Below are 22908 nucleotides of genomic sequence, written 5' to 3'. Positions count from 1 at the left end.
GCCTACCTGTCGTCGAGGTTCACCGGGTCGGCCTGCCCCTCGGGCGGTTCACCGTCCTCCACGTCGCGGCGGTTGGCCCGCCAGGCCTCCACGGCGGCCTTCACCTGGACCAGCAGTTCCTGCATGAGGACGGAGGCGGCGCCGCCGACCACCGCCACGACGATCTCCATGCCGACGCCCATCGGCGCGCCGGTCTCCTCGTCGGAGCTGCTGCGCTCGTGGATCCGCAGCCGTCCCGCGCGCACCAGCTCGTCGAGCGCCTTCTCCCGCTCCAGCCACTTGCGCAGCGCCCCGATGTCGCTCTCGCTCGCCGTGCCGTCCAGCCGCACGCGTATGCCCTGGCCGGCCGCGTCCGTATCGGCCACTCCGTCCCCCTCAGCCATGACTCACCATCATGGCACCGCCGGTGCCCGCGGGGGAGGGTCGGGACGCGGGCGGCTCAGTTCTGCGTCTGGAGCCGGTTCAGCCGCCGCCGGACGTGGTCCAGGGCTCCCTCGCGGCGGCCGGGCACCCGGCCGCGCAGCGCGGCGAGCGCCGGGCCGAGTTCACGGGCCCGCGCCGGGTCCCCGATCCGGCCCCACTGGTGGTGCGCCCGGTCCACGGCCGCCTCCACGGCGGGGGCGTCGGCCGGCTGGCCGGCGTTCAGCCGCGCCTCGGCCACCGCCAGCCAGGTCCGGCAGCTGAGCACCGCGTCCCCGGCGAACATCGCCAGGTCCGCCCGGACCTCCGCCCAGTGCAGCGCCTCCGCCGACCCGGCCCCGTGCGCCCGTACGGCGGCCTCCTCGTGCCGGGCGGCGAGCGCGTCGGCGTCGGCGTGCCGGCCGGCCTGGACGGCGGCGGTGAGGGCGGCGTGCGGGTCGCCGCCGCCCGGTTCCGCGGCCGCCAGCACGAGTTCCGCGCCCGTGCTCTCCGGCGCGATCCGCGCCAGCGCCTGCTGGTGCAGCTGCTCCAGCGGCGGACGCCGGCCGCTGCGCAGGATCGTCGCGACCGCCTTCATGTACGCCGGTGCCGCCACCGACCGCCGGGACGGGGGCGGCGCGATGCGGCCGTAGACGGCGTTGTTCCGGCCCGAGTCCAGGGGGTGGGAGCGCAGCCACCGCCAGCTCTCCGGGTCGGCGTGCAGGTCGAGCACCAGGGTGGTGGCGCCGCCCGGCCGCAGCCGCAGCTCCTCCCGGAACCAGTGCCAGGGGAAGGCCGTGTAGCGGACCGTCTGCGGGGTGGTGCGCGCCATCGCCAGGTGCGGCAGGCGCTGGCGGCGGTCCAGCTGGAGCTGGCCGGTGACGTACACGGTCAGCGGGCCGGGGGCCGCCGCGGCGGCGCGCAGCCGGGTGAGGACGGCCTGCGGCTCCAGCGGGTCGGCGAGTTCGACGACGTTGGCGGTGTCCGTCCCGGCGAGCACGGCGGGCGGGACGGCGGCGAGGACGGGGAGCACGGACGCGGCGTCCACCAGGCGCCCCCTGCCCAGCGGCGCGGCCGCCACCAGCAGCACGGTTCCGGGCATGGTCCCCTCCCCTGTCGATCACTACGGCAGCACGGTAACGGCTGCGGCTGCGCAGGGGGGCCTCAGCCCTGCAAACGTCCCCGTTCGGGGCCTTCGCCCGCCGCCGGCACCGTCCACGGCTCGACGCGCTGGCCCACGGGCGCTCCCGTCGGCCGGACGGCGAAGATCGTCGTGTCGTCGGCGAGCCGGCCGCCGCAGTGCCGCAGCGTGCCGTCCCGGACGAAGGCGGCCAGCCGGGCCGGTTCGGCGGTGCGCGGGTCCCGGGCGACCGCCCGCGCCACCTCCTCGGCGAGCCGGTAGAACACCCCCTCGGCGTCGCGCGCCTCGGTGACCCCGTCGGTGACCATCAGCAGCGTCTCCGCCGGGGCGAGCGGCACGCGCCGCACCCGCGGCGGGCCGGGGCCCAGGTCGCCGCAGCCGAGGGGCAGTCCGTCGGCGGCGCCGGCGGGCAGGGCGCGGACGCCGTCCGGGGCGACGGCCAGCGGCGGCTCGTGGCCGAAGAGGACGAGCTCCACCGTGCCGGGCGTGTCCTGGCCGAAGCCGATGAGGACGGCCGTGGCGAAGCGGTCGCCGTCGCCGCGGCCGAGGGCCGCGGTGTGGGCGCGGTGGCGCAGCATGCGGGTCTCCAGCCGGTCGGCGACCGTCGCCAGGTCCTCGGCGTGGTAGGCCGCCTCCCGGAACGTGCCGAGCAGCGCGGCCGCCGCCTCCACCGCGCCGAGCCCCTTGCCCTGGACGTCGCCGACCAGGACGCGGGTGCCGTACGGGCCGGGCTGGATGTCGTAGAAGTCGCCGCCGACGCGGGCCTGGGCGTCGGCGGTGAGGTACACGCCGGCGTGGTCCAGGCCGCCCCAGCCGGGCGGCAGCGGGCGCAGCACGGTGCGGCGGATCGTGTCGGTGACGTCCCGCATGTGCAGCGCCCGGTTCTCGCCGCGCACCCGGACCGCGCAGGCGAGGGTGGCGAGGGCGCCGCCGATGGCGACCAGGACGAAGTCGGCCGGTCCCGACTGGTACTCGTGCGGCCAGGCGTTGTCCACGGCCATGTAGGTGACGACCGCGAGCACCGCGAACACGGCCGTGCCCCACACCCCGCAGAGCGCGGCGGCGATGCCGGGCACCAGCACCACCCAGGAGATCATCCGGAAGTGGCCGGTGGTGCTGAGGTCGACCGGCGGGATCGCCGCGAGCAGCAGCAGCGGCGGCACCCAGCCGACGCTGCGGTCCCCGACGCGCAGCAGCTGCTGACGGCGCGCGACGTCCTCCCGCCCGGCCCGGTGGTACCGGTCGTGCAGGCCGTGTCCCCCGGCGCCGCGTTCCACGGCCCCAGACAAACACGGGCCCCCACGCCCCGCATCCGCATCCGCCCCGGGCCGGCCGGGGGCGGGCCGTCGGGGCCGCGTCCGGCCCCGGACCGCACCGGCGCGGCACCCGCGTCCCCGCCGGGGACGGCCCGCTTCCCCGGCCTCCCCGGCCGCCGCCGGACCGCGGGGCGGACCGGGCGTCCCGCCCGCGCGGGCCCGCTCGTGTACGGCCCGCTCGTGTACGGCCCGCCGACCGCACCGGCACGGCGGCAGCGCGGCAGCGCGGCACGGCGCCCGCGCGGCAGCACGGCAGCACAGCAGCGCGGCGAACGGACCGGCCCCGCGGCCGACCGCGCCCGGCCGCGGGACGGACACCGCCCCGCCCGCACCGCCTCCGCCGGGTCCGGACCGCCGGGTTGCCCGTCACCGCCCGCAGGTGTGCGCTGGTAGCGGGGGTGAGTGAGAGGAGGGCTCCCATGACCCATGTGGCACCCGTGCGCGGCGCGATCCGCGGGCCGGACCGCACGGACGACGTGTTCGGCGCGCGCGTCCACCGGGCCGCGGCCTGGGCGGCGCCGCTGGCCCTCGGCCTGGTCTACGGCTACTGGGCCGCGGCCAACCGGCGTGACGGCGGGCCCGTCACCGGCTGGAACGTGCTGTTCGGCTTCGTGACGGCGGTGGCGTTCATGGTGCTGTACGCCGCCGTGCGGGCCCTGGCCGCCCGGCTCACGGACGAGCCGCACGCGCTGCTGTGGTCCGCCTTCACCGGCTGCGCGTGCGGCTTCCTGATCGCCCAGTCCGACCGGACCGTGCTGTGGTCCGCGCTGGTGTCCCTGGTGATCGCGGCCGGCGTCTTCGGCGCCCTGTTCTACCGCTTCGCCACCCACGGTGACGCCCGGGACCGCCGCACCGGGTGACGCCCGGGGCCGCCGTACCGCGTCCCGCCCGGGGCGGCCCCGGGCGGGACGCGCGCACCGGACGGGCGGGACGCGCGCCCGGCCGGGCGGCGCGCCCGACACCCGGGAGCCGCGCCCGCGCCCGCACCCGCACCGGACGGGCCCGTACACCCGGATGCGGTCCCCCGCTCGCACGGACGCCCCCCGGCGCCTTGCCTGGAGGGGTGCACGCTCGTCTCCGCAACGCCCTGTCGGCCGTCCTCGTCGCCCTCGCGTGCCTGCTGGTGCCGTTCGGCGCGCTGGCGGCCTGGGCGGTGCACGGGCTCGGCGACACCGGCCGGTACCTCACGGCGGTGGCGCCGCTGGCCGGCGACCCGGACGTGCGCGAGGCGGTCGCCGACGGCGTCGGGGCCGGCATCCTGCGGGAGGCCGGCGTCGGCCCGGCGGACGAGGCCGTCGCCCCGTTCGTGCACGACGCGGTGCGCTCCTTCACACGGACCGAGGCGTACCGCACGGTGTGGGACGCGGCGAACCGGGCCGTCCACGACGCGGTGCTGCGCGCCCTGCGCGAGCGGCACCCGGCGGGCCACCCGGTCACCGTCGACCTGGCCCCCGTCACCGCCCGGCTCAAGGACCGGCTCGCCCGGGACGACGTGCTCCTGGCCGACCGCATCCCCGTGGCGCACACCGAGGTCGCGGTGGTCCCGGCCGAGGACGTGGCCGCGCTCCGCACGGGGTACCGGGTGCTGGACGCCGCCGCGTTCTGGCTGCCGCTGACGTCCGTGGTCTTCGCCGTCACCGGCATCTGCGTCGCCGCCCGCCGCCGCCGCGCGGTCGCCGCCGCCGGCCTCGGCACGGCCCTGGGCGGTGCCCTGCTGGTCGCGGCGGTCGCGGTCGGCCGCCGCCTGACCCTGGCCGACCTGCCCGCGGGGATCCACCGGCCCGCCGCGGGCGCGGTCTACGACGCCCTGACCGCCACCCTGCGCACGGTGTCCTGGCTGCTGCTGGCGCTGGGCCTGGCGGTGGCCTGCGTCTCCTGGCTCAGCGGGCGCCGGCCCGGGCGACGCCGGCGAGCGTCCGCAGGGCCCGCCGCAGATCCGGCTCCGGAACCGACGCGAGCCCGAGCCTGACCGCGTCGGGCGTGCGGCCGGGGTCGACGGCGAAGGCGGGCCCGGGCGTGACGGCGATGCCGTGCGCGGCGGCGGCCGCCGTGAAGGTGTCCGCGCGCCAGGGCGCGGGCAGCTCCCACCAGGCGAAGCAGGAGCGCGGAGCGGACCGTACGGCGAAGCCCGCGAGTTCCTCGGCCAGGATCCGCCGGCGGCGGGCCGCGTCCGCCCGCTTCGCGGCCACCAGCCGCGCGACCGTCCCGTCCGCCGTCCACCGCACGGCCGCCTCCAGCGCGAACCGCCCGGCGCTCCAGCCGCCGGAGCGCACCGCCTCGGCGACGGCGTCGACCCGGTCGGGCGGGACGACGAGGAACCCGACGGTCAGTCCGGGGGCCACCCGCTTGGACAGGCCGTCGACGACGTGGGTGAGCCCGGGGGCGTGGGCGGCGAGCGGGCCGGGCGCGGGGTCGGCCAGGAAGGACCAGATGCGGTCCTCGACGACGGGGATGCCGAGGCCGGTGACCGTCCCGGCCAGTTCGCGCAGCCGGGCGGCGCCCGTCGTCACCGACGTCGGGTTGTGCAGGACCGGCTGCACGTACAGCGCGGACAGCGGTGCCGAGCGGTGGGCGGCGGCCACCGAGCGCGGGCACAGGCCCTGCGCGTCGGCGGCCAGCGGGACGAGGGTGATGCCGAGGCGGGCGGCGATCCCCTTGACCGGCGGGTACGTCAGCGGCTCCACGCCGACCCGGCCGCCCGGCCGCACCAGGGAGGCGAGGGCGGCGGCGACGGCCTGGCGGGCGTTGCCGGTGAAGAGGACCCGGTCCGGGGCGGGGTGCCAGCCGGGGGCGGGGGTGTCCGCGGGCGCGAGGGTGGCCGCGGGAACGGGCGGGCCCCCGGGCGCGCAGGACAGCAGGGCGGCGGCGGCCTCCCGGGCCGGCGCGGTGCCGGTGGCGGCGGCCGGGCGCATGGCCTCGGCCAGCACGTCGGGCCGCAGCAGCGGCGCGAGGGCGGGCGCGAGCAGCTCCGACTGGCCCGGCGCGCTCGGGTAGTTGAGCTCCAGGTTGACGGGCGGGTCCGCCGCCCCCGGTTCGGCGAGCGCCCGCCCGGCCGGGGCGGGCGGGGCGGCCCGCACGAAGGTGCCGCGCCCGACCTCGCCGACGACCAGTCCGCGGCGCACCAGTTCGCCGTAGACCCGCCCGGCCGTGGAGGCGGCGATGCCGCGCCGCCGGGCGAACGCCCGCTGCGGGGGCAGCCGCTGGCCCGGCCGCAGCCGCCCGGCCGCGATGTCGTCGGCGATCCGGTCGGCGATGCGCCGGTAGTCGTCCATCGGTCCCCCGTCCATTGCACCGAGGGCAAAGATCTTATTGCACCGAGGAGTTGGGCCGCCCTAGGGTCGTGCTCATGGCACCCTTCCTCGCATACGAGGACAAAGGCACCGACCCCTCCCGGCTCCCCCTTGTCCTGATCCACGGCCACCCCTTCGACCGGACCATGTGGGCCCCGCAGATCGACGCCTTCGCGCCGCACCGCCGGGTGATCGCGCCCGACCTGCGCGGCTACGGCGCCTCCCCCACCGACCCCGCGGTCACCGGCTTCTCCGACTTCGCCCGGGACGTCGCCGCGCTCCTCGACGACCTGGGGGTGGACGCCTTCGTGCTCGCCGGCCTGTCCATGGGCGGCCAGATCGCGATGGACTGCTACCGGCTCTTCCCCGGCCGCGTCCGCGGGCTGGTCCTCGCCGACACCTTCCCGGCGGCGGAGACCCCGCAGGGCGTGACGGACCGTCACGCCCTGGCCGACCGCCTGCTGCGCGAGGGCCTGCGCGGGTACGCCGACGAGGTCCTGGACCGGATGGTCGCCCCGTACGCCGACGCGCGGGTCAAGGCCCACGTGCACGGCATGATGACGGCCACCTCCCCGCAGGGCGCCGCGGCGGCCCTGCGCGCCCGGGCCGCCCGCCCCGACTACCGCGAGCTGCTGACCCGCGTCACGGTCCCGGCCCTGGTCGTCGTGGGCGCCGACGACACCTACACCCCGGTCCGCGACGCCGAGGCGATGCACGCGGCGCTCCCCGACGCCGACCTGTGCGTCATCGAGGGCGCGGCCCACCTGCCGAACCTGGAGCGGCCCGGGGAGTTCGACGAGGCGCTGGGGCGGTTCCTGGACCGCGTCGGGACCTGACACGGGGGGGCGGGCGCGGCAACCTTTCCCCCGCCGCCCCCGTCTTCGAGGGAGGATCCGGACGCGACCCCCTGACGAGCGGAGGGCCGGGACGTGGACACTGCGACCGCCGGGCGGAGCACCGCCGACGCCGCGCCGCGCCGCCGGGCCGGGCGGCGGCCCGGCGCCCGGTGCGCCGGCCTGCTGTTCGCCGGGATCACCGCGGTCGTGGGCTTCCGGGCCGCCGGCAGCGACGGCGTCACCCCCGTCCCGCAGCTGCTCGCCTTCCTGCCGTGGCTGCTCGTGCCGCTCGGCGCCGGGCTGCTGCTCACCGTGCTCGCCCGGTGGTGGGCCGGGGCGGTGTGGGGGGTCGTCCTGCTCGGACTTCTCGCCTGGTACGCCGAGCCGTACGGCACGGCCGGCGAGCCCGCCGGACGGCCCGTCGCCGAGCTGCGGGTGCTGACCTCGAACGTCGAGTTCGGCCAGGGCACCGGCGCGCTGATCGCCGCCGTCCGCCGCGAACGGCCGGACCTCGTGTTCGTCCAGGAGTGCGAGTACACCTGCGACGCGGCGCTGCGGCGCGAGCTCGGGCGGACCCACCCGCACCGGCGGGCCGTCGAGGGCGGCGGCTCGGAGGGCTCGGTCATCCTCAGCCGCTTCCCGCTGCGCGGCACCGGGGGCGTGCCCGGCACCATGGGCATGCCCGGCGCCGTCGCCGACGTGCGCGGCCACGCCGTACGCCTCCAGCTCGCGCACCCCATGCCGCCGCTGCCGGGCCGGACGGACCTGTGGCGCCGCGAGCTCGGCGCGCTGCGCGAGGCCGCCGCCGCGGACCGGACGACCCCGACCGTCCTGGCCGGCGACTTCAACGCCTCCCAGGACCACGCGGCCTTCCGCCGCATCCTGGACACGGGCCTGCGGGACGCCGCCCGGCTGACCGGCGCGGACCGCACGCCCACCTGGCCGGCCCGGACCGTGCCGGTGTTCGGCGCCCAGATCGACCACGTGCTGGTCTCGGCGGACTTCTCCGCCCGCCGGGCCCGCTTCCTGGACCTGGCGGACACGGACCACCGCGCCCTGGTCGTCGACCTCACGCTCCACCGGGGGACGTGACGAGGGGCGCCCGCACCACGGGCGCCCCGGGGCTCACGTCCCGCTCGGGTCACACACCGATGTCGCGGCCGTCCGTCCGCCACACGGCCACCACCGCCGGCCGCACGATCTTCCCCGGCCCGTCGGGCCACGTGCTCGCCGGCTTCTCCACCGACGCCCCGTCGATCTCACCGGGGTGCTGCACGGCGACCAGCACCCGCCGGTCCTGGATGATCGGCCCGCAGGTCTCCGCGCCGTTCGGCACGGTCAGGAACTGCTTGAGCTCACCGCGCCGCGGCCCGCGCGTGGCCACGCCGAACAGGCCGTCGTGCGAGCCGAGCTGGGCGCCGTCGGTGGAGATCCACAGGTTGCCGTACGGGTCGAAGGCCACGTTGTCCGGGCAGGAGATCGGGCTGACCCGGTCCTTCGGGAACCCCGCGAAGTACGTCGCCGGGTCCTCCGGGTCACCGGCCACCAGGAACAGCGACCAGGCGAACCGCGTGCTCTCCGGCCGGTTCCAGCGCTCGGTCAGCTCCAGGACGTGCCCGTGCTTGTTGGCGTGGCGCGGGTTGGCCTCGTCCGCCTTGGCGTTCGTGCCGACGCCGCGGTTGGAGTTGTTGGTGAGGGCGACGTACACCTTGCCGGTGACCGGGTTCGGCTCGATGTCCTCGGGGCGGTCCATCTTGGTCGCGCCGACCTTGTCACCGGCCAGGCGCGTGAAGACGAACACCTCCTCGGCGGTCATGCCCTCGACGTGCGAGACGGCGCCCTTCGCCGTGGCGGTGGCCAGCGGGATCCACTCGCCGCTGCCGTCGAACTCGCCGTCGGCCGGCAGCGTGCCCGTGCCGTCGATCTCGATGGCCGGGGAGTCCCCGGTCAGCTTGGCGACGTACAGCGTGCCCTCGTCGAGGAGGGTCATGTTGTACTCGCGGACCGCGCGGGAGCTGCCCTTCTTCATCCGCTTGCTGCCGACGAACTTGTAGAAGTAGTCGAACCGCTCGTCGTCACCGGAGTAGACGACCGGCCGCCCGTCCGCGGTCAGCCGCACGGTCGCGGCCTCGTGCTTGAACCGGCCGAGCGCGGTGTGCTTGCGCGGCGTGGACGTCGGGTCGTACGGGTCGAACTCGACGACGTACCCGAACCGGTGCACCTCGTTGGGCTCCCGGGCCACGTCGAAGCGCTGGTCGAACCGCTCCCACTTGCGCTCGGTCGCCCCGGTGCCGATGCCGTACCGCTTGTCCGTCGCCCGGCTGCTGTTGGCGAAGTACTGGTTGAAGTTCTCCTCGCCGTGCAGCGTGGTGCCCCACGGGGTGACGCCGCCGGAGCAGTTGTTGAGGGTGCCGTGGACCTTGGTGCCGGTCGGGTCGGCGGACGTCTTCACCAGGTCGGAGCCGGCGACCGGGCCGGTGAGCCGGAACTCGGTGGTGGCGGTCACGCGCCGGTTCAGGTGGTGCCGGGGCACCGGGGTCAGCTTCCCGGTCCTGCGGTCCTCCTCCACCACGACCGCGGACAGCCCGTGCGCCGCCCAGGCGATCTCCACCTGCTCGCGGGTGGGGTTGGCGGAGTCGTAGCCGCGGAACATGAGCACCTCGTCGGTGTACTCGTGGTTCGCGACGAGCAGCTGACGGCCGCGTTCCCCGGGCAGCGGCAGCAGCGCCAGGAAGTCGCAGTTGTAGCCGAACTGCCCGGCCTGCGCCTTGGCGGTCTGCTTCTCCGGGTCGAAGGCGGGCGCCCCGCGCAGGATCGGCTCGCCCCAGCGGATCACCACGTTCTGCCCGTAGCCGTCCGGGACGACGACGGCGTCGGCGGTGTTCGGCGCGACCGCGGTGAAGCGCAGGCCGCGCGCCCCGCCCGGCCTGCCCTTCTGCGTGCCGGCGGCGGCCGGGGTCGCGGCGGCGGCCTGCGGGGCGCCCGCGACGCCCACGGCCCCGGCACCCGCGGCGGCCACCGTGACGACCGCGGCGGCCCGCATCACCGACCGGCGGCTGAGGGCGCCGGCGATCACGTCGCCGACGTACGCGTTGGCGCTGGTGTTGGGCACGTCGTGGAAGCAGGCGTCACCACACCGGAAACGGCAGGTCATGGCGGACCGGCCGCCGGGATGCGATCCGGACGGCGTTCCGATCAACGGCAGCAGCTTGCGCACGGTGTTCTCCCTGGGATGCCCTTGGTGTCAGCGCGACCGTAGGGGCACATATGCGCGGGAGCCGGGCGCCGAGGTGAACGGAGAGTGAACCTGCGGGGACCGTAGGGACGTTGCCCTCACCCGAAAGAGGTCGCCGCCCGCGGCCCGAATGCACCCTTGACAGGTACGGCCGCCCACACCCGACCCTGCCCAAGATCACGGACGGGGGCCGCTAACCTTACGTGTCCGTCCTGGCCAGGGATTGACGGGCTTCAACTCACGCGAAGGGTTGCGCACATGGGCATTCTCACTCTCTTGCGGAACGCGTTCGGACGGTCACGCAAAGCACGCGCCGCCGAGGCGGAGGGTGCGGCGGCGGAGCGCACCGCGCACGAGGCGACGGCGTCACCGGCCCCGGAGACGACCGCCGCCCCCGAACCCGGGCCCCCCGCCCCGTCCCCGGAGCCGGAGCCCCGCCCGGTCACCCACGAGGCCCACGAACTCGTCGCCGCGGCCTTCGACAACGTCACGGTCCCCAGGCCGGCGAAGCCGGAGTCCGACGGACAGCCGACCCCTGCCCAGGAGCCGAAGGAACCGGAAGCGGCCCCCGCACAGGAGCCGAAGAAGCCGGAGCCGACACCCGAGCCTGCGGCGAAGGAGCCGGAGCCCGGGCCTGCGGCGGAGAAGCCCGAGCCGGTGGCCGAGGAGCCCAAGCCCGAGCCGAAGCCCGAGCCCGTGGCCGAAGAGCCCGAGCCCGTGGCCGAGGAGCCGGAGCCGGTGGCCGAGGCCGAAGAGCGGAAGCCGGAGCCCGAGCCGGCCTCCGCCCCCGAGGCGGCGGAGCCGAAGCCGGAGCCGGTGGCCGAGGACCCGAAGCCGGAGCCCGAGCCGGTCGTCGAGGAGCCCGAGCCGGAACACACCCCCGAACCGGTCGCGGAAGCCCAGGCCCCCAAGCCCGAGCCCACCCCCGAGCCCGCCGCCGAGCAGCCGCAGCCCGAGCCCGCGCCCGAGCGGGTCGCCGACGAGCCGCAGCCCGAGCCGACCTCCGAGCCGGTCGCGGAAGCCGAGGCCCCCAAGCCGGAGCCCGCTCCCGAGCCCGTCACCGAGGAACCGCAGCCCGAGCCCGAGCCGGTGGCCGCGGACCCGGAGCCGGAGCCGGAGCCCGAGCCTGCGACCGAGGACCCGCAGCCGACCCCTGAACCGGCCGCCGAGGACCCGCAGCCGGAACCCGAGCCGGTCGCGGAACCCGAGCCGGTCGCGGAAGCCGAAAAGCCGACGGCAGCCCCCACCCCCGCCGACAGCGAGTCCGCACCCACCGACAGCGAGTCCGCACCCACCGACAGCGAACCCGCACCCGCCGACGGCGACTCCGCCCCCCAGGGGCCACCCGCACCCGACGACGAAAGCGGCACGGGTGGTGCGGGCGGGGACGACGAGCCGGCCGACGGCGAAGCCGAGGCCGGCAAGCCCGCCACTCCCGCGACCCGCGTCCGCTCCCGCGCCCCCGGCCTCACCACCGCCTACAAGGCCGCCGGCACCGCCCTGAAGAAGAACGGCCTCACCGGCACCCGCGCCAAGGTCTACCTCGTCCTGGACCGCTCCGCGTCCATGCGCCCGTACTACAAGGACGGCTCCGCCCAGGCCCTCGCCGAGCAGACCCTCGCCCTCGCCGCCCACCTGGACCCCGAGGCGACCGTCCCCGTCGTCTTCTTCTCCACCGAGGTGGACGGCACCGGCGAGCTCACCCTCGACGACCACGAGAACAAGATCGACACCCTGCACGCCGCCCTGGGCCGCATGGGCCGTACGAGCTACCACGCGGCGGTCGAGGCGGTGCTCGGCCGGCACGCCGAGTCCGGCGACCCCGGCGCACCCGCCCTGGTGGTCTTCCAGACCGACGGCGCCCCCGACGCGAAGACCCCCGCCACCCAGGCCCTCACCGAGGCCGCGGAGCGGCACCCGTCCGTCTTCTTCTCCTTCGTCGCCTTCGGCGACCCGGAGAACAAGGCGTTCGACTACCTCCGCAAGCTGAAGACGCCCAACACGTCCCACTTCCTGGCCGGCGAGACGCCCCGCGAGCTCACCGACAAGGAGCTCTACGAGGCCGTTCTCGCGCACTGGCGCCCGTGACCGCGAGGGGGGTGGACACCGGCCCGGTCCGCGTCCACCCCCCGAAACGCGTGTGAGTCGATCTTCGCTCGGCCAGTAGGATTTCGACCATGGCGGCCACTGGATCCGAGAAGCAGGGTGGAAAGGCGTTCTACGTCTCCACCCCCATCTATTACGTCAACGACGCTCCTCACCTGGGCCACGCCTACACGACCGTCGCAGGCGACGTGCTCACGCGCTGGCACCGTCAGCGCGGCGAGAAGGTGTGGTACCTCACCGGCACGGACGAGCACGGTCAGAAGATCATGCGCACCGCCGACGCCAACGGGGTGACCCCGCAGGAGTGGTGCGACAAGCTCGTGGAGGAGGCCTGGAAGCCCCTCTGGGAGCACCTGGACATCGCGAACGACGACTTCATCCGCACTACGCAGAAGCGGCACACCGACCGCGTGCAGGAGTTCGTCCAGGACCTGTACGACAAGGGCGAGATCTACAAGGGCGGCTACGAGGGCCCGTACTGCGTGGGCTGCGAGGAGTACAAGCTCCCCGGCGAGCTGCTCGACGGCGAGGGCGAGTACGCCGGCCAGAAGCTGTGCCCGGTGCACAAGCGGCCGGTGGAGGTCCTCAAGGAGGAGAACTACTTCTTCAAGCTGAGCGAGTACACCGACAAGCTGCTCGCCCACTACGAGGCCAACCCCGGTTTCATCCAGCCGGAGTCCGCGCGCAACGAGGTGCTGAACTTCGTCCGCCAGGGCCTGCAGGACCTCTCCATCTCCCGCTCGACGTTCGACTGGGGCATCCCGATCCCCTGGGACGACCAGCACGTGATCTACGTGTGGGTCGACGCCCTGCTGAACTACGCGACGGCGGTCGGCTACAACGAGAACCCGGAGAAGTTCGAGGCGACCTTCCCGGCCGACGTGCACCTGGTCGGCAAGGACATCCTCCGCTTCCACGCGGTGATCTGGCCGGCGATGCTGATGGCGCAGGGCCTGCCCCTGCCCCGCAAGGTCGCCGCCAACGGCTGGCTGATGGTCGGCGGCGAGAAGATGTCGAAGTCGAACCTGACCGGCATCAAGCCGCAGGACCTGACCTCGCACTTCGGCGTGGACGCGTACCGCTGGTACTTCCTGCGCGCGATCGCCTTCGGCCAGGACGGCTCGTTCTCCTGGGAGGACTTCTCCGCCCGCTACACCAGCGAGCTGGCCAACGACTACGGCAACCTCGCCTCGCGCGTCGCGGCGATGGTCGGCAAGTACTTCGGCGGCGAGCTGCCCGCGTCGGCGGCCGACGGCGACGCCGAGAAGGCGATCCACGAGGGCCTGGCCAAGGCGGTCGCCGAGGCCGACCGGAAGATCGGCGAGGAGCTCGACTTCCAGGGCGGCATCCTGGCGGTCTTCGACTTCGTCAAGCAGGTCAACGGCTACATCACCGAGCAGGAGCCCTGGAAGGTCGCCAAGGACACCTCCGAGGAGGGCCGGGCCCGGCTGGCGACGATCCTCTACACGGCGGCGGAGTCCCTGCGGGCCGTCGCGGTCCTGCTGAACCCGGTCATGCCGGACACCTCCGGCAAGCTGTGGGACTCCCTCGGCGCGGAGGCCTCCCTGGGCGCCCTCGCGGACCAGCGGGTCCAGGACGCCGGCGAGTGGGGCAGGCTCCCCGCCGGCACCACGGTCACCAAGGGCGCGGTGCTCTTCCCGCGTCTCGAGGAGAAGCCGACCGCGTAACGCGCTCGCTACAGCGGGCGGCCCGGGAGAAGGAGACCTTCTCCCGGGCCGTTCGCTTTGCGAAGATCACGTGAAGGCGGCCGTCCGGCCGCCGTCACTCACGTGGGGGGTTTCATCCATGGCACTCTTCGGCAACGCGCACCCCGTCGACCCGGCCCAGGCGCAGCAGGACTACGCGCGCCTGCTCGGCCACGGCGAGCAGGTGCACGCCGCCTTCCTGCTGATCCGCGACACCATCCTGTTCACCGACCGCCGTCTGATCCTGGTCGACAAGCAGGGCATCACCGGCAAGAAGACCGAGTACCACTCGGTGCCGTACCGCAGCATCACCCACTTCGCGGTGGAGACGGCCGGCACCTTCGACCTCGACGCCGAGCTGAAGCTCTGGATCTCCGGCTCCCAGATGCCGATCACGAAGACCTTCACCAAGGGCGTCGACATCTACGAGGTCCAGGCGATCCTCACGCAGTTCGTGGCCCGCTGACCTGAGGTTCCCCTCCCCCGCGATAACATCCGGCCACTTGTGCGAGGGCAGGACGTCCTCGCGGGGAGGGACCTCACGTGGGCAGACACGCCCTGAGACGGGGCGGTCTGACCGCCGCCGTCACCGCACTGACGCTGGCCGTCACGGCCGCGTCCGCCGTCGTCCTCACCGGGGGCGGCGACCCGGCCTCGGCGGCCGCCGCCGGGACCGCCACCACCGAGATCACGCTGACCGACCCGAGCTCCGCCACACCGCGCACGGACCGCACGTACGTGACCGGCGCGAACGGCTTCCTGCACCGGCAGTCCGGGATGCCGGGGATGCTGTGGACCAGCTACGCGGACGGCAGCACGGTCACCGTGACCAACGGCGACGGAACCGTCTACACGCCCGGCACGGGCTGCACCGCCCTCGGCTCCGCGTGCCGCGCCGCCTGGCACGGCTCCGACGCCGACCTGGTCGCGCTGCCCGGTGCCACGGCCACCAACTCGGTGGTCCTGTGGAACCCGGCCACGGGCAAGCGGACCAAGGCGATCTTCGGCCAGAGCAACCACTACTACCGCGCGCTCGCCGGGACGACGATGGTCACCAGTTACACGCTCGCCGACATCGTCGAGGGGCAACTGCGCGAGCGGCCGATCACCGGCGAGTACGCGAACATCCAGAGCGATCAGATCGCCGCCGCGGACTCCGCCGGGGTGCTCTGGCAGCGCGGCACCGAGATCCTGTACGTCGACACCGCCACGGCCGTGAACACCCGGGTGTTCGGCGACGTCGACTACACCACGCACCAGGTGATGAGCGACGACCGGATCGGCTGGTACCGGTCCGGCACCGCCGAGCTGCACCTGAAGCCGCGGGGCGACCTCGCCGCCGAGGAGCAGGTCGTCACGCTGCCCTCGTACCCCGGCGAGCTGGACGGCGACCCGGTCCTGGTCGGTGACTGGCTGCTGCTGCCGCTAGCCTCCAACGACCTCGGCTCCCGGCTCCTCGCGGTCTCGGTCACCGACCCCTCCGTGCAGCGCACCCTGCTGTCGAGCGCCGACCCCTACCCGGTCGCGGCCCGGCACGGCGCCGCCTTCGTCACCGGCGGCACCGGCGCCGCCGACTGGTGGGTGCGGCGGGTCAGCCAGGCCGAGGACGGCACCCTGAAGCTGGAGAAGGTCCACCAGTCCCCGGCGACGGAGAACCCCAAGACGGGCCTCGCGCTCAACCGGGGCACCCTGCGCGTCGCCGAGAACGACCCGGCCAGCAGCTCCGACCCCACGTCCGTGCGCACCCTCACCACCGACGGCTCCACCGTGCTGACCGCCTCCGAGGCCACGGCGTCCACCCCCGTCGGCTCGGCCGCGTGCCCGTACGCCGGCGTCACCTGTTCCGCGCTGTGGGGCAACACCGGCAACAAGCCCGGACAGGACGTCCACCTCGCCGCGGAGGTGACCGAGACCGAGCAGAGGAGGGACCGGCTGGTCGCCCTCGGCCACCAGGAGCTGGACTACGGCACCTCGGGCGGCAGGATCGTCGACGTCTCCGACGACTACGCGGTCTACGACTCCGGCGGCACCGCGCCCGCGCAGTACGTCGGCGAGTTCGGGCAGGGCCAGAAGCTCAAGCGCGGCATCCGCGCCGCCGCCCTGAACGGCTCCACGCTGTGGAGCGCCACCACCACCGCCGGCACGCTCTCCTCGTACAGCCTCGCCACGGACAAGGCCCTCGCCACGGTCACCGTCCCCGGTCTCGGCTGCGTGCCGAGCGAGCTGCAGGCCGCGGGCCGCTGGGTGTACTGGGCCTGCGGGACCGCCTCGGCGGGCGTGTACGACACCAAGGCCGGCACGTCGGCCGCGGTCACCCCCGGTGACGTGCTGCTCGGCGACGGGTTCACCGTCCGCCACGACCACGACGCCGACACCCTCGTCCTCACCGAGGCGGCCGGCGGCGCCACCCGCGTGATCGCCTCCGGCCTGCCGGACTCGGGCCTGCCCGTGGACCGCCGCTACCGCTGGACCGTCGACGAGTACACCGGCCTGGTCGCCTGGTTCGACGTCTACGAGCGCACGCACGTCGCCACCACCGGCGTCGCGCCGTCCGCGCCGACGGTCTTCGAGAACAAGGCCGACCTCCACGCCTGGCCGGCCACCTCCACGCCCTGGTACGGCAGTTGGCTGCCGTCCCGCCCGGTGAGCTCGTGGTCCCTCACCTTCACCTCGGTGCAGAGCGGCGCGACCGGCAGGGCCACCCGCACGATCACCGGCGGCGCGACCCCCGCGTGGATCTCGGCGACCTGGAACGGGAAGACCGCCGCCGGCGGGTACTTCCCCAACGGCTCCTTCACCTGGAGCCTGAAGGCCACCGGCCTCAACACCGCCACGGTGTCCACCCTGGCGACCGGCAAGGGCTACCTGTCGGGCGGCGCGGCCGTCCGCCACGACCACACCAGCCCGGACGGCCCGGACGGCCGGGGCGACCTGCTCACCCTCAACTCCTCCGGCGGACTGACCTTCCAGTCCGGCACCGGCACCGGGAAGTTCGGCAGCAAGACCACCGGCACCGGCTGGCCCACCACCGTCAAGGCCGTCCCCTTCGGCGACGTGAACGGCAACCGCTGCAACGACGTCCTGGTGCGCTACACCAGCGGCGCCCTGCGGGTGTACAAGCCGGGCTGCGGCAAGGCGGTCACCCCGTCCACGTCGTACACCACGCTCGCGACCAGCGGCTGGACCCAGTACGACGTGCTCACCTCGCCCGGTGACGTCAGCGGCGACGGCCGCGCGGACCTGATCACCCGCAACGCCTCCACCGGCGCGGTCTACCTGCACAAGGGCACCAGCGACGGCAAGCTCGCCGCCCGCGTGAAGCTGTACGACAACTGGAAGGGCTACAAGAAGATCGTCGGCGCCGGGGACCTCGACGGCGACGGCGACGGCGACCTCCTCGCCCAGGACAGCGCCAACACCCTGTACCGCTACGACGGCAAGGGCGACGGCACCTTCGCGGCCCGCGTCAAGCTGTTCGCCGACTGGGGCGGCTCCTACAACGCCGTCGTCGGCGTCGGCGACATCACCGACGACGGCAAGGCCGACCTGGTCTCCCGCGACAGCAGCGGCACCGCCTGGCGCAACAGCGGCGACGGCAAGGGCTCCTTCGGCTCCCGCGTGCAGATCGCGACCGGCTGGGGCGGGTACACGTCCCTGTCCTGACCGGCGGCACCGGCCCGGCGGCCGTCGCGCCGCGCTCCCGGGGCCTACGCGGACGTGGACGCCGACGCGCCCGGCCGGACCGCGCCGCCGGTGCCGTCGTGGGTGGCCTCGGGGTCGACGCCCAGGGTGAGCGAGCCGACGACGCCCCGGGCGATCGCGTTCTTCCGGTACGTCAGCTTCAGCAGGCCGCCCTCGGTGCCGTTGCCCGGGTAGACGGTGTCCTCGTCGAGGGTGGTGCGGGCCGTGGTGTCGGTGGAGTACGGCTCGACCTCGGCGGAGGCCGGCACGGACGCCTCGTCGAAGAAGAGCTGCCCGGTGCGGCAGGTGTTCCCGCCCTCGTAGCCCGCCTCGGTCCAGGTGCCGCCCACGTGCACCTTGGTGTGGATGTGCACGCAGCGCCCCTGGTACCAGCCGGGGAAGACGGTCCGGAACACCACCCGGCCGTTCCGGCCGGTCCTCCAGGTGCCGCGCAGGCAGCGCTCGTCGTCGGTGGGCTCCTCGTGCACGCCGCCGCCGGTGCCGCCGGTCGGCGCGCCCGACGGGGGCGCGCCGGAGGGGGCGCCTGAGGGCAGGGTGCCGCCCCCGCCCCCGCCGCTGCCCATCGACTCGTACCCGGAGTACACGCCGAGCGCGTTGCAGTGCCAGATGTCGACCGCGGCGTTCCTGAGGGGCTTGCAGGTCTCCGCGTCGACGACCGTGAGGCGGAGCGTGAGCGGAATGCCCTCCTGGTCCTCGGTGATGTCCTGGCGGATCTTGTCCGCGTCGATGCAGTAGGGGCCCTCGGTGGTCTCGGAGGTCAGCCGGTAGCAGGTCGCGGCGGCGCTGCCGGAGGCGCCGGCGTCCGGGGCGGAGCCCGTCTCCTCGCCGGCGAAGGCACCGGCCGCGAGCGTGCCGCCCACGCCCACCGCGACCGCGGCGCCCGCGCCCGCGCCCGCGCCCGCGCCCGCCACGATGACCTTGCGGCGCGTCGGATCCAGCTTGTGTTTCGGCCCGGGGGCCGTCTGATGTCCCGTCAGGGGCAGGGACGCCAGGGACCGCGGCTGTCAGGACGACGGGTGCGGGCTGGGCGTGCGCCCTGTACCGCCCCGGACACGGGAACGGCCCGGAACCGGTGTCGGTTCCGGGCCGTTCCCCCGGCCTGCTACTTCGGCTGCGGCTTGCGCACCGACAGGTGCAGCTCCCTCAGCCGCGCCTCCTCCAGCTCCGTCGGCGCGCCCATCATCAGGTCCTGCGCGTTGCCGTTGAGCGGGAAGGCGATGGTCTCGCGGATGTTGGGCTCGTCGGCGAGCAGCATGACGATGCGGTCGACGCCCGGGGCGATGCCGCCGTGCGGCGGGGCGCCGAAGCGCAGGGCGCGCAGCATGCCGGCGAACTTCTCCTCGACGGTCTCGCGGTCGTACCCGGCGATCTCGAAGGCCTTGAGCATGATCTCCGGCTCGTGGTTCCGGATCGCGCCGGAGGACAGCTCGACGCCGTTGCAGACGATGTCGTACTGCCAGCCGAGGATGTCCAGCGGGTCCTGGGTCTCCAGGGCCTCCAGGCCGCCCTGCGGCATGGAGAACGGGTTGTGCGAGAAGTCGATCGCGCCGGTCTCCTCGTCCTTCTCGTACATCGGGAAGTCGACGATCCAGCAGAACCGGAAGACGTTCTCCTCGAAGTGCCCGGCGCGCTTGGCGGCCTCGACCCGCACCGCGCCCATGATCTTGGAGACCTCGTCGAACTCGCCCGCGCCGAAGAAGACGGCGTGGCCGGCGGCCAGCGACAGGCGCTTGGTCAGCTCGGCGACGTTCTCCTCGGTGAGGAACTTGGCGATCGGACCGGTGAGCGAGCCGTCCTCGCCGACGCGGACCCAGGCCAGGCCCTTGGCGCCCTGCGAGACGGCGAAGTCGCCGAGCTGGTCGAAGAACTTGCGCGGCTGGTCCTGGACCGCCGGCACCGGCAGCGCGCGCACGTGCTTGCCGGCGAACGCCTTGAACTCCGAGCCCTCGAAGACGTCGGTGATGTCGACGAGCTCCAGCTTGGCCCGCAGGTCCGGCTTGTCGGAGCCGTACTTCAGCATCGCCTCGCGGAACGGGATCCGCGGGAACGGCGAGGTGACGTGCCGGCCGCCGCCGAACTCCTCGAACAGCTCGGTCATCAGCTGCTCGATCGGCCGGAAGACGTCCTCCTGCTCGACGAAGCTCATCTCGACGTCGAGCTGGTAGAACTCGCCCGGCGAGCGGTCGGCGCGGGCGTCCTCGTCGCGGAAGCAGGGCGCGATCTGGAAGTAGCGGTCGAAGCCGGAGATCATCAGCAGCTGCTTGAACTGCTGGGGCGCCTGCGGCAGGGCGTAGAACTTGCCCGGGTTCAGGCGGGACGGGACGACGAAGTCGCGGGCGCCCTCGGGAGAGGTCGCGGACAGGATCGGCGTCGCCATCTCGTTGAAGCCGAAGGCCGTCATCTTGTGACGGATGGCGGAGATGACGGCCGTGCGCAGCATGATGTTGCGGTGCATGCGCTCGCGGCGCAGGTCCAGGAAGCGGTACTCCAGGCGCCGCTCCTCGTTGACCCCGTCCTCGGCGTTGATGGTGAAGGGGAGCGGGGCGGCGGCGCCGAGCAGCTCGACCTCGCACACCTCGACCTCGATCTCACCGGTCGGCAGGTCGGGGTTCACGTTGTCCGTACCCCGCGAGACGACCTGGCCGTCGACGCGGACCGTCGACTCCTTGGAGATCTTGTCGAGGGCCTCGTACGCCTCGGTGCCCGGCCGGGCGACGAGCTGCGTGATGCCGTAGTGGTCGCGCAGATCGATGAAGAGGATGCCGCCCAGGTCGCGCCGATTGTGCAGCCAGCCACTGAGCCGGACGTCGGTGCCGACGTCAGAGGCGCGGAGCTCGCCGCAGGTGTGGGACCTGTACCGATGCATCGTCGTTCATCCAGTCTTCGCGGATCGGGGTCTGCGTTTCACGTGAAACAACCCCAAGCGTACCGGGGACACGAAGATCGCCTCCCACCCAATTCCGCGACGGGCGGATGTACGGCTTCGGTGGCAGTGTTCGACGGCCTGTTCTTACAGTGGGGCAATGCGTACTGGTGAGCCCCTGCCCGCCGTGGGGGACGTCCTCGCCGCTCTCGCGACCGGGATGTGGCACTGGGACACCGCCACCGGGCAGGTCACGGTCGACGCCGAGGCCGCACGGCTGCTCGGGCTGCCCGCCGAACAGGTCTCCCTGACCGAGGCCCAGGTGCGGGCCCGGCTGCATCCGGTCGACTGGAACGAGATCACCGGGGTGGTGCAGCTCGCCGTCACCGAGGGCACCCTCGCCGAGGTGCGGATCCGCATCATGGACGAGCGGGGCCGGGTGGTCCGGGTGGTGCGCAGCCGCTCCAAGCCGTCCTTCGACCCGGTGCGGAAGGCCTACGAGCTCATCGGCACCCTCCAGGAGGTCACCGAACCGACGCCCGGCACCCCGGCCGGGCGCAGTGCCGTCACCGGCGACTGGCGCCGCTCGCGCGAGGCGTTCCTGCTGGACGCGGGCCGCGCGCTGGCCGAGGCCCGGTCGACCCAGGAGGTGCTGCGGGTCGCGGCGAACCTGTCGATGCCCGGGTTCTCACCGGCCGGGCTGGCGGTGTTCGGGGTGCAGGGCAACCAGCTGACGATCATCGGGCACCACGGGCACCAGCCCGGTGCCGAGCACCCGTTCACGCACATGGCGCTGGACACCGACTACCCGGCCGCGGAGGTGGTCCGCACCGGCCGCGCGGTCTACCTGTCCTCCCCCGCGCAGTACCAGGCCCGCTACCCGCTGACCTGGCCGCTCGCGGAGCCCTTCGGCCGCCGCTCCTGGGCGTTCCTGCCGCTGACGGTCGCCGGGCGCACCATGGGCGCCTGGATGGCGGCGTTCGCCTACCCGGTCGCCTTCACCCCGGACGAGCGGTCGGTCCTCACCACCGTGGCGCGGATGCTGGCGCAGGCGCTGTCCCGGGCGGGCCTGGCCGAGAGCGAGCGCGAGCTGACCGACGGGCTCCAGCGCACGATGCTGCCGACGCTCGGCCCGCAGCGCATCCCCGGCATGAGCGTCGCCGCCCGCTACGTCCCCACCGGCGGCGGCCTCCAGGTCGGCGGCGACTGGTACGACGTGATCCCGCTGCCCAGCGGCCGGTTCGCCCTGGTCATCGGCGACGTGCAGGGCCACGACGTGCGGGCGGCCGGGCTGATGGGCCAGCTGCGCATCGCGCTGCGGGCCTACGCGTCCGAGGGCCACCGCCCTGACGCGGTGCTCTCCCGGGCCTCCCGCTTCCTGCACGGCATCAACGACACCGCCCCGGCCGAGTGGCGCTTCGCGACCTGCCTGTACGTGGAGGTCGACCCGGTGACCGGGGTGCTGGAGGTGGCGCGGGCCGGGCACCTGGACCCCGCGATCCGCATGCCGGACGGCACGGTGCTCTCGCGTCCCACGGCGGGCGGGCTGCCGCTGGGCGTCGACCCGGACGCCGACTACCCCACCACCCGCTTCGCCCTGGAACCCGCCGAGACCCTGCTGATCTGCACGGACGGCCTGATCGAGACCGGCGGCCACGACCTGGAGACCGGCTGGCGGCGCATCCGCGCGCTCCTCGAAGGGCACGGCGGCGACCCGGAGGAACTCGCCGACGCGCTGGTGCAGGCCGTGCACGGCCCGTCCTCGCACCACACCACCGGCCCGCTGGCCGACCGGCGCGAGGACGACATCGCGCTGCTCCTGCTGTGCCGGCAGGGCGCCGGCTACGGCTGCGGCGACACCGTCGCCGTGCGGCCGTCGGTGCGCCGCACGATGCTGACGGTGGCGCAGGCCGAGCCGGAGCGGGTCGGGGTGGCCCGCCGCCAGCTGCGCGAGCTGCTGCACGACTGGTCCTCCCCCGACCAGGTCGACTCGGCGGTGCTGCTGCTGTCCGAGCTGCTCACCAACGTGCTCGTGCACACCGACACCGACGCGCTGATGGTCGCCGAGGTCACCGGGCCGGCCGGCGGGCGGCGGATGCGGATCGAGGTCACCGACGCGGGCGACGACCTGCCGCACAAGCGCAGCCCCGGGGAGCTCGCCTCCTCCGGCCGGGGCCTGGTCCTCATCGAACTCCTGGCGCACGCCTGGGGCGTGGAGCCGCGCGGCGCCGGCAAGAGCATCTGGTTCGAACTGGACGAGCCGGCGGGCGGCCCGGACGGGAGCTAGGGGCTGTCGGCCGCGGTCCCGCCGCGC

At 74.6% G+C, this 22908-nt stretch carries 16 protein-coding genes; 9 read left to right on the top strand and 7 right to left on the bottom strand.

Annotation, left to right across the window (positions count from 1 at the left end; genetic code table 11):
- Positions 1–2: 2 nt before the first annotated feature.
- The 3 genes from ACIF8T_RS07225 to ACIF8T_RS07215 form a co-directional block, all read right to left on the bottom strand.
- Positions 3–383: a hypothetical protein gene (locus ACIF8T_RS07225; RefSeq protein WP_400032070.1), complete on the bottom strand. Its 381-nt coding sequence runs from the start codon at positions 381–383 to the stop codon at positions 3–5.
- 56 nt (positions 384–439) lie between these two features.
- Complete coding sequence (locus ACIF8T_RS07220; protein WP_400032068.1) at positions 440–1501, bottom strand: hypothetical protein; 1062 nt, start codon at positions 1499–1501, stop codon at positions 440–442.
- 62 nt (positions 1502–1563) lie between these two features.
- Entirely contained in the window at positions 1564–2817 is a 1254-nt protein-coding gene (locus ACIF8T_RS07215; RefSeq protein ID WP_400032066.1) for a PP2C family protein-serine/threonine phosphatase, read from the bottom strand.
- A 458-nt stretch (positions 2818–3275) separates the two neighbouring features.
- Here ACIF8T_RS07215 and ACIF8T_RS07210 point away from each other — a divergent pair, with 458 nt between their 5' ends.
- Both ACIF8T_RS07210 and ACIF8T_RS07205 read left to right on the top strand, forming a co-directional pair.
- Positions 3276–3716 (top strand): hypothetical protein, encoded by a 441-nt coding sequence (locus tag ACIF8T_RS07210; RefSeq protein WP_400032064.1) that lies wholly within the window; start codon positions 3276–3278, stop codon positions 3714–3716.
- Positions 3717–3919: 203 nt separating this feature from the next.
- On the top strand, positions 3920–4825 hold the full coding sequence (locus tag ACIF8T_RS07205; protein WP_400032062.1) for a hypothetical protein: 906 nt from the start codon (positions 3920–3922) through the stop codon (positions 4823–4825).
- On the opposite strand, the gene ACIF8T_RS07200 is transcribed toward ACIF8T_RS07205, so the two are convergent.
- Positions 4737–6128, bottom strand: coding sequence for a PLP-dependent aminotransferase family protein (locus tag ACIF8T_RS07200; protein ID WP_400032369.1), 1392 nt, complete (start codon positions 6126–6128; stop codon positions 4737–4739). The genes ACIF8T_RS07205 and ACIF8T_RS07200 overlap by 89 nt on opposite strands.
- A gap of 74 nt (positions 6129–6202) precedes the next feature.
- Between ACIF8T_RS07200 and ACIF8T_RS07195 the strand changes: the two genes are divergently transcribed.
- Positions 6203–6982, top strand: a complete 780-nt coding sequence (locus tag ACIF8T_RS07195) for an alpha/beta fold hydrolase (protein WP_400032060.1) — start codon at positions 6203–6205, stop codon at positions 6980–6982.
- 93 nt (positions 6983–7075) lie between these two features.
- A complete protein-coding gene (locus tag ACIF8T_RS07190) occupies positions 7076–8074 on the top strand; it encodes an endonuclease/exonuclease/phosphatase family protein (RefSeq protein ID WP_400032058.1) in 999 nt (332 codons plus the stop codon).
- 49 nt (positions 8075–8123) lie between these two features.
- Here ACIF8T_RS07190 and ACIF8T_RS07185 read toward each other — a convergent pair whose 3' ends face one another.
- Positions 8124–10199 (bottom strand): PhoX family protein, encoded by a 2076-nt coding sequence (locus ACIF8T_RS07185; RefSeq protein WP_400032056.1) that lies wholly within the window; start codon positions 10197–10199, stop codon positions 8124–8126.
- 276 nt (positions 10200–10475) lie between these two features.
- On the opposite strand from ACIF8T_RS07185, the gene ACIF8T_RS07180 reads away from it, so the two are divergent.
- From ACIF8T_RS07180 to ACIF8T_RS07165, 4 genes are all read left to right on the top strand, one after another.
- Positions 10476–12305: a VWA domain-containing protein gene (locus tag ACIF8T_RS07180; protein ID WP_400032054.1), complete on the top strand. Its 1830-nt coding sequence runs from the start codon at positions 10476–10478 to the stop codon at positions 12303–12305.
- A gap of 89 nt (positions 12306–12394) precedes the next feature.
- Positions 12395–14011 (top strand): methionine--tRNA ligase, encoded by a 1617-nt coding sequence (gene metG, locus ACIF8T_RS07175; protein ID WP_400032052.1) that lies wholly within the window; start codon positions 12395–12397, stop codon positions 14009–14011.
- A 118-nt stretch (positions 14012–14129) separates the two neighbouring features.
- Entirely contained in the window at positions 14130–14495 is a 366-nt protein-coding gene (locus ACIF8T_RS07170; RefSeq protein ID WP_400032050.1) for a PH domain-containing protein, read from the top strand.
- A 77-nt stretch (positions 14496–14572) separates the two neighbouring features.
- Positions 14573–17692, top strand: coding sequence for an FG-GAP-like repeat-containing protein (locus ACIF8T_RS07165; protein ID WP_400032048.1), 3120 nt, complete (start codon positions 14573–14575; stop codon positions 17690–17692).
- A gap of 44 nt (positions 17693–17736) precedes the next feature.
- On the opposite strand, the gene ACIF8T_RS07160 is transcribed toward ACIF8T_RS07165, so the two are convergent.
- Positions 17737–18708: an intradiol ring-cleavage dioxygenase gene (locus ACIF8T_RS07160; protein ID WP_400032367.1), complete on the bottom strand. Its 972-nt coding sequence runs from the start codon at positions 18706–18708 to the stop codon at positions 17737–17739.
- Positions 18709–18833: 125 nt separating this feature from the next.
- Positions 18834–20597: an aspartate--tRNA ligase gene (gene aspS / locus ACIF8T_RS07155; protein ID WP_400032046.1), complete on the bottom strand. Its 1764-nt coding sequence runs from the start codon at positions 20595–20597 to the stop codon at positions 18834–18836.
- A 157-nt stretch (positions 20598–20754) separates the two neighbouring features.
- Here aspS and ACIF8T_RS07150 point away from each other — a divergent pair, with 157 nt between their 5' ends.
- Complete coding sequence (locus ACIF8T_RS07150) at positions 20755–22881, top strand: SpoIIE family protein phosphatase (protein WP_400032044.1); 2127 nt, start codon at positions 20755–20757, stop codon at positions 22879–22881.
- Positions 22882–22908: the final 27 nt, after the last annotated feature.

It is taken from the genome of Streptomyces sp. NPDC085946, assembly GCF_044540485.1.
Classification (GTDB): domain Bacteria; phylum Actinomycetota; class Actinomycetes; order Streptomycetales; family Streptomycetaceae; genus Streptomyces.
This window is presented reverse-complemented; position numbering and strand designations above follow the sequence as displayed.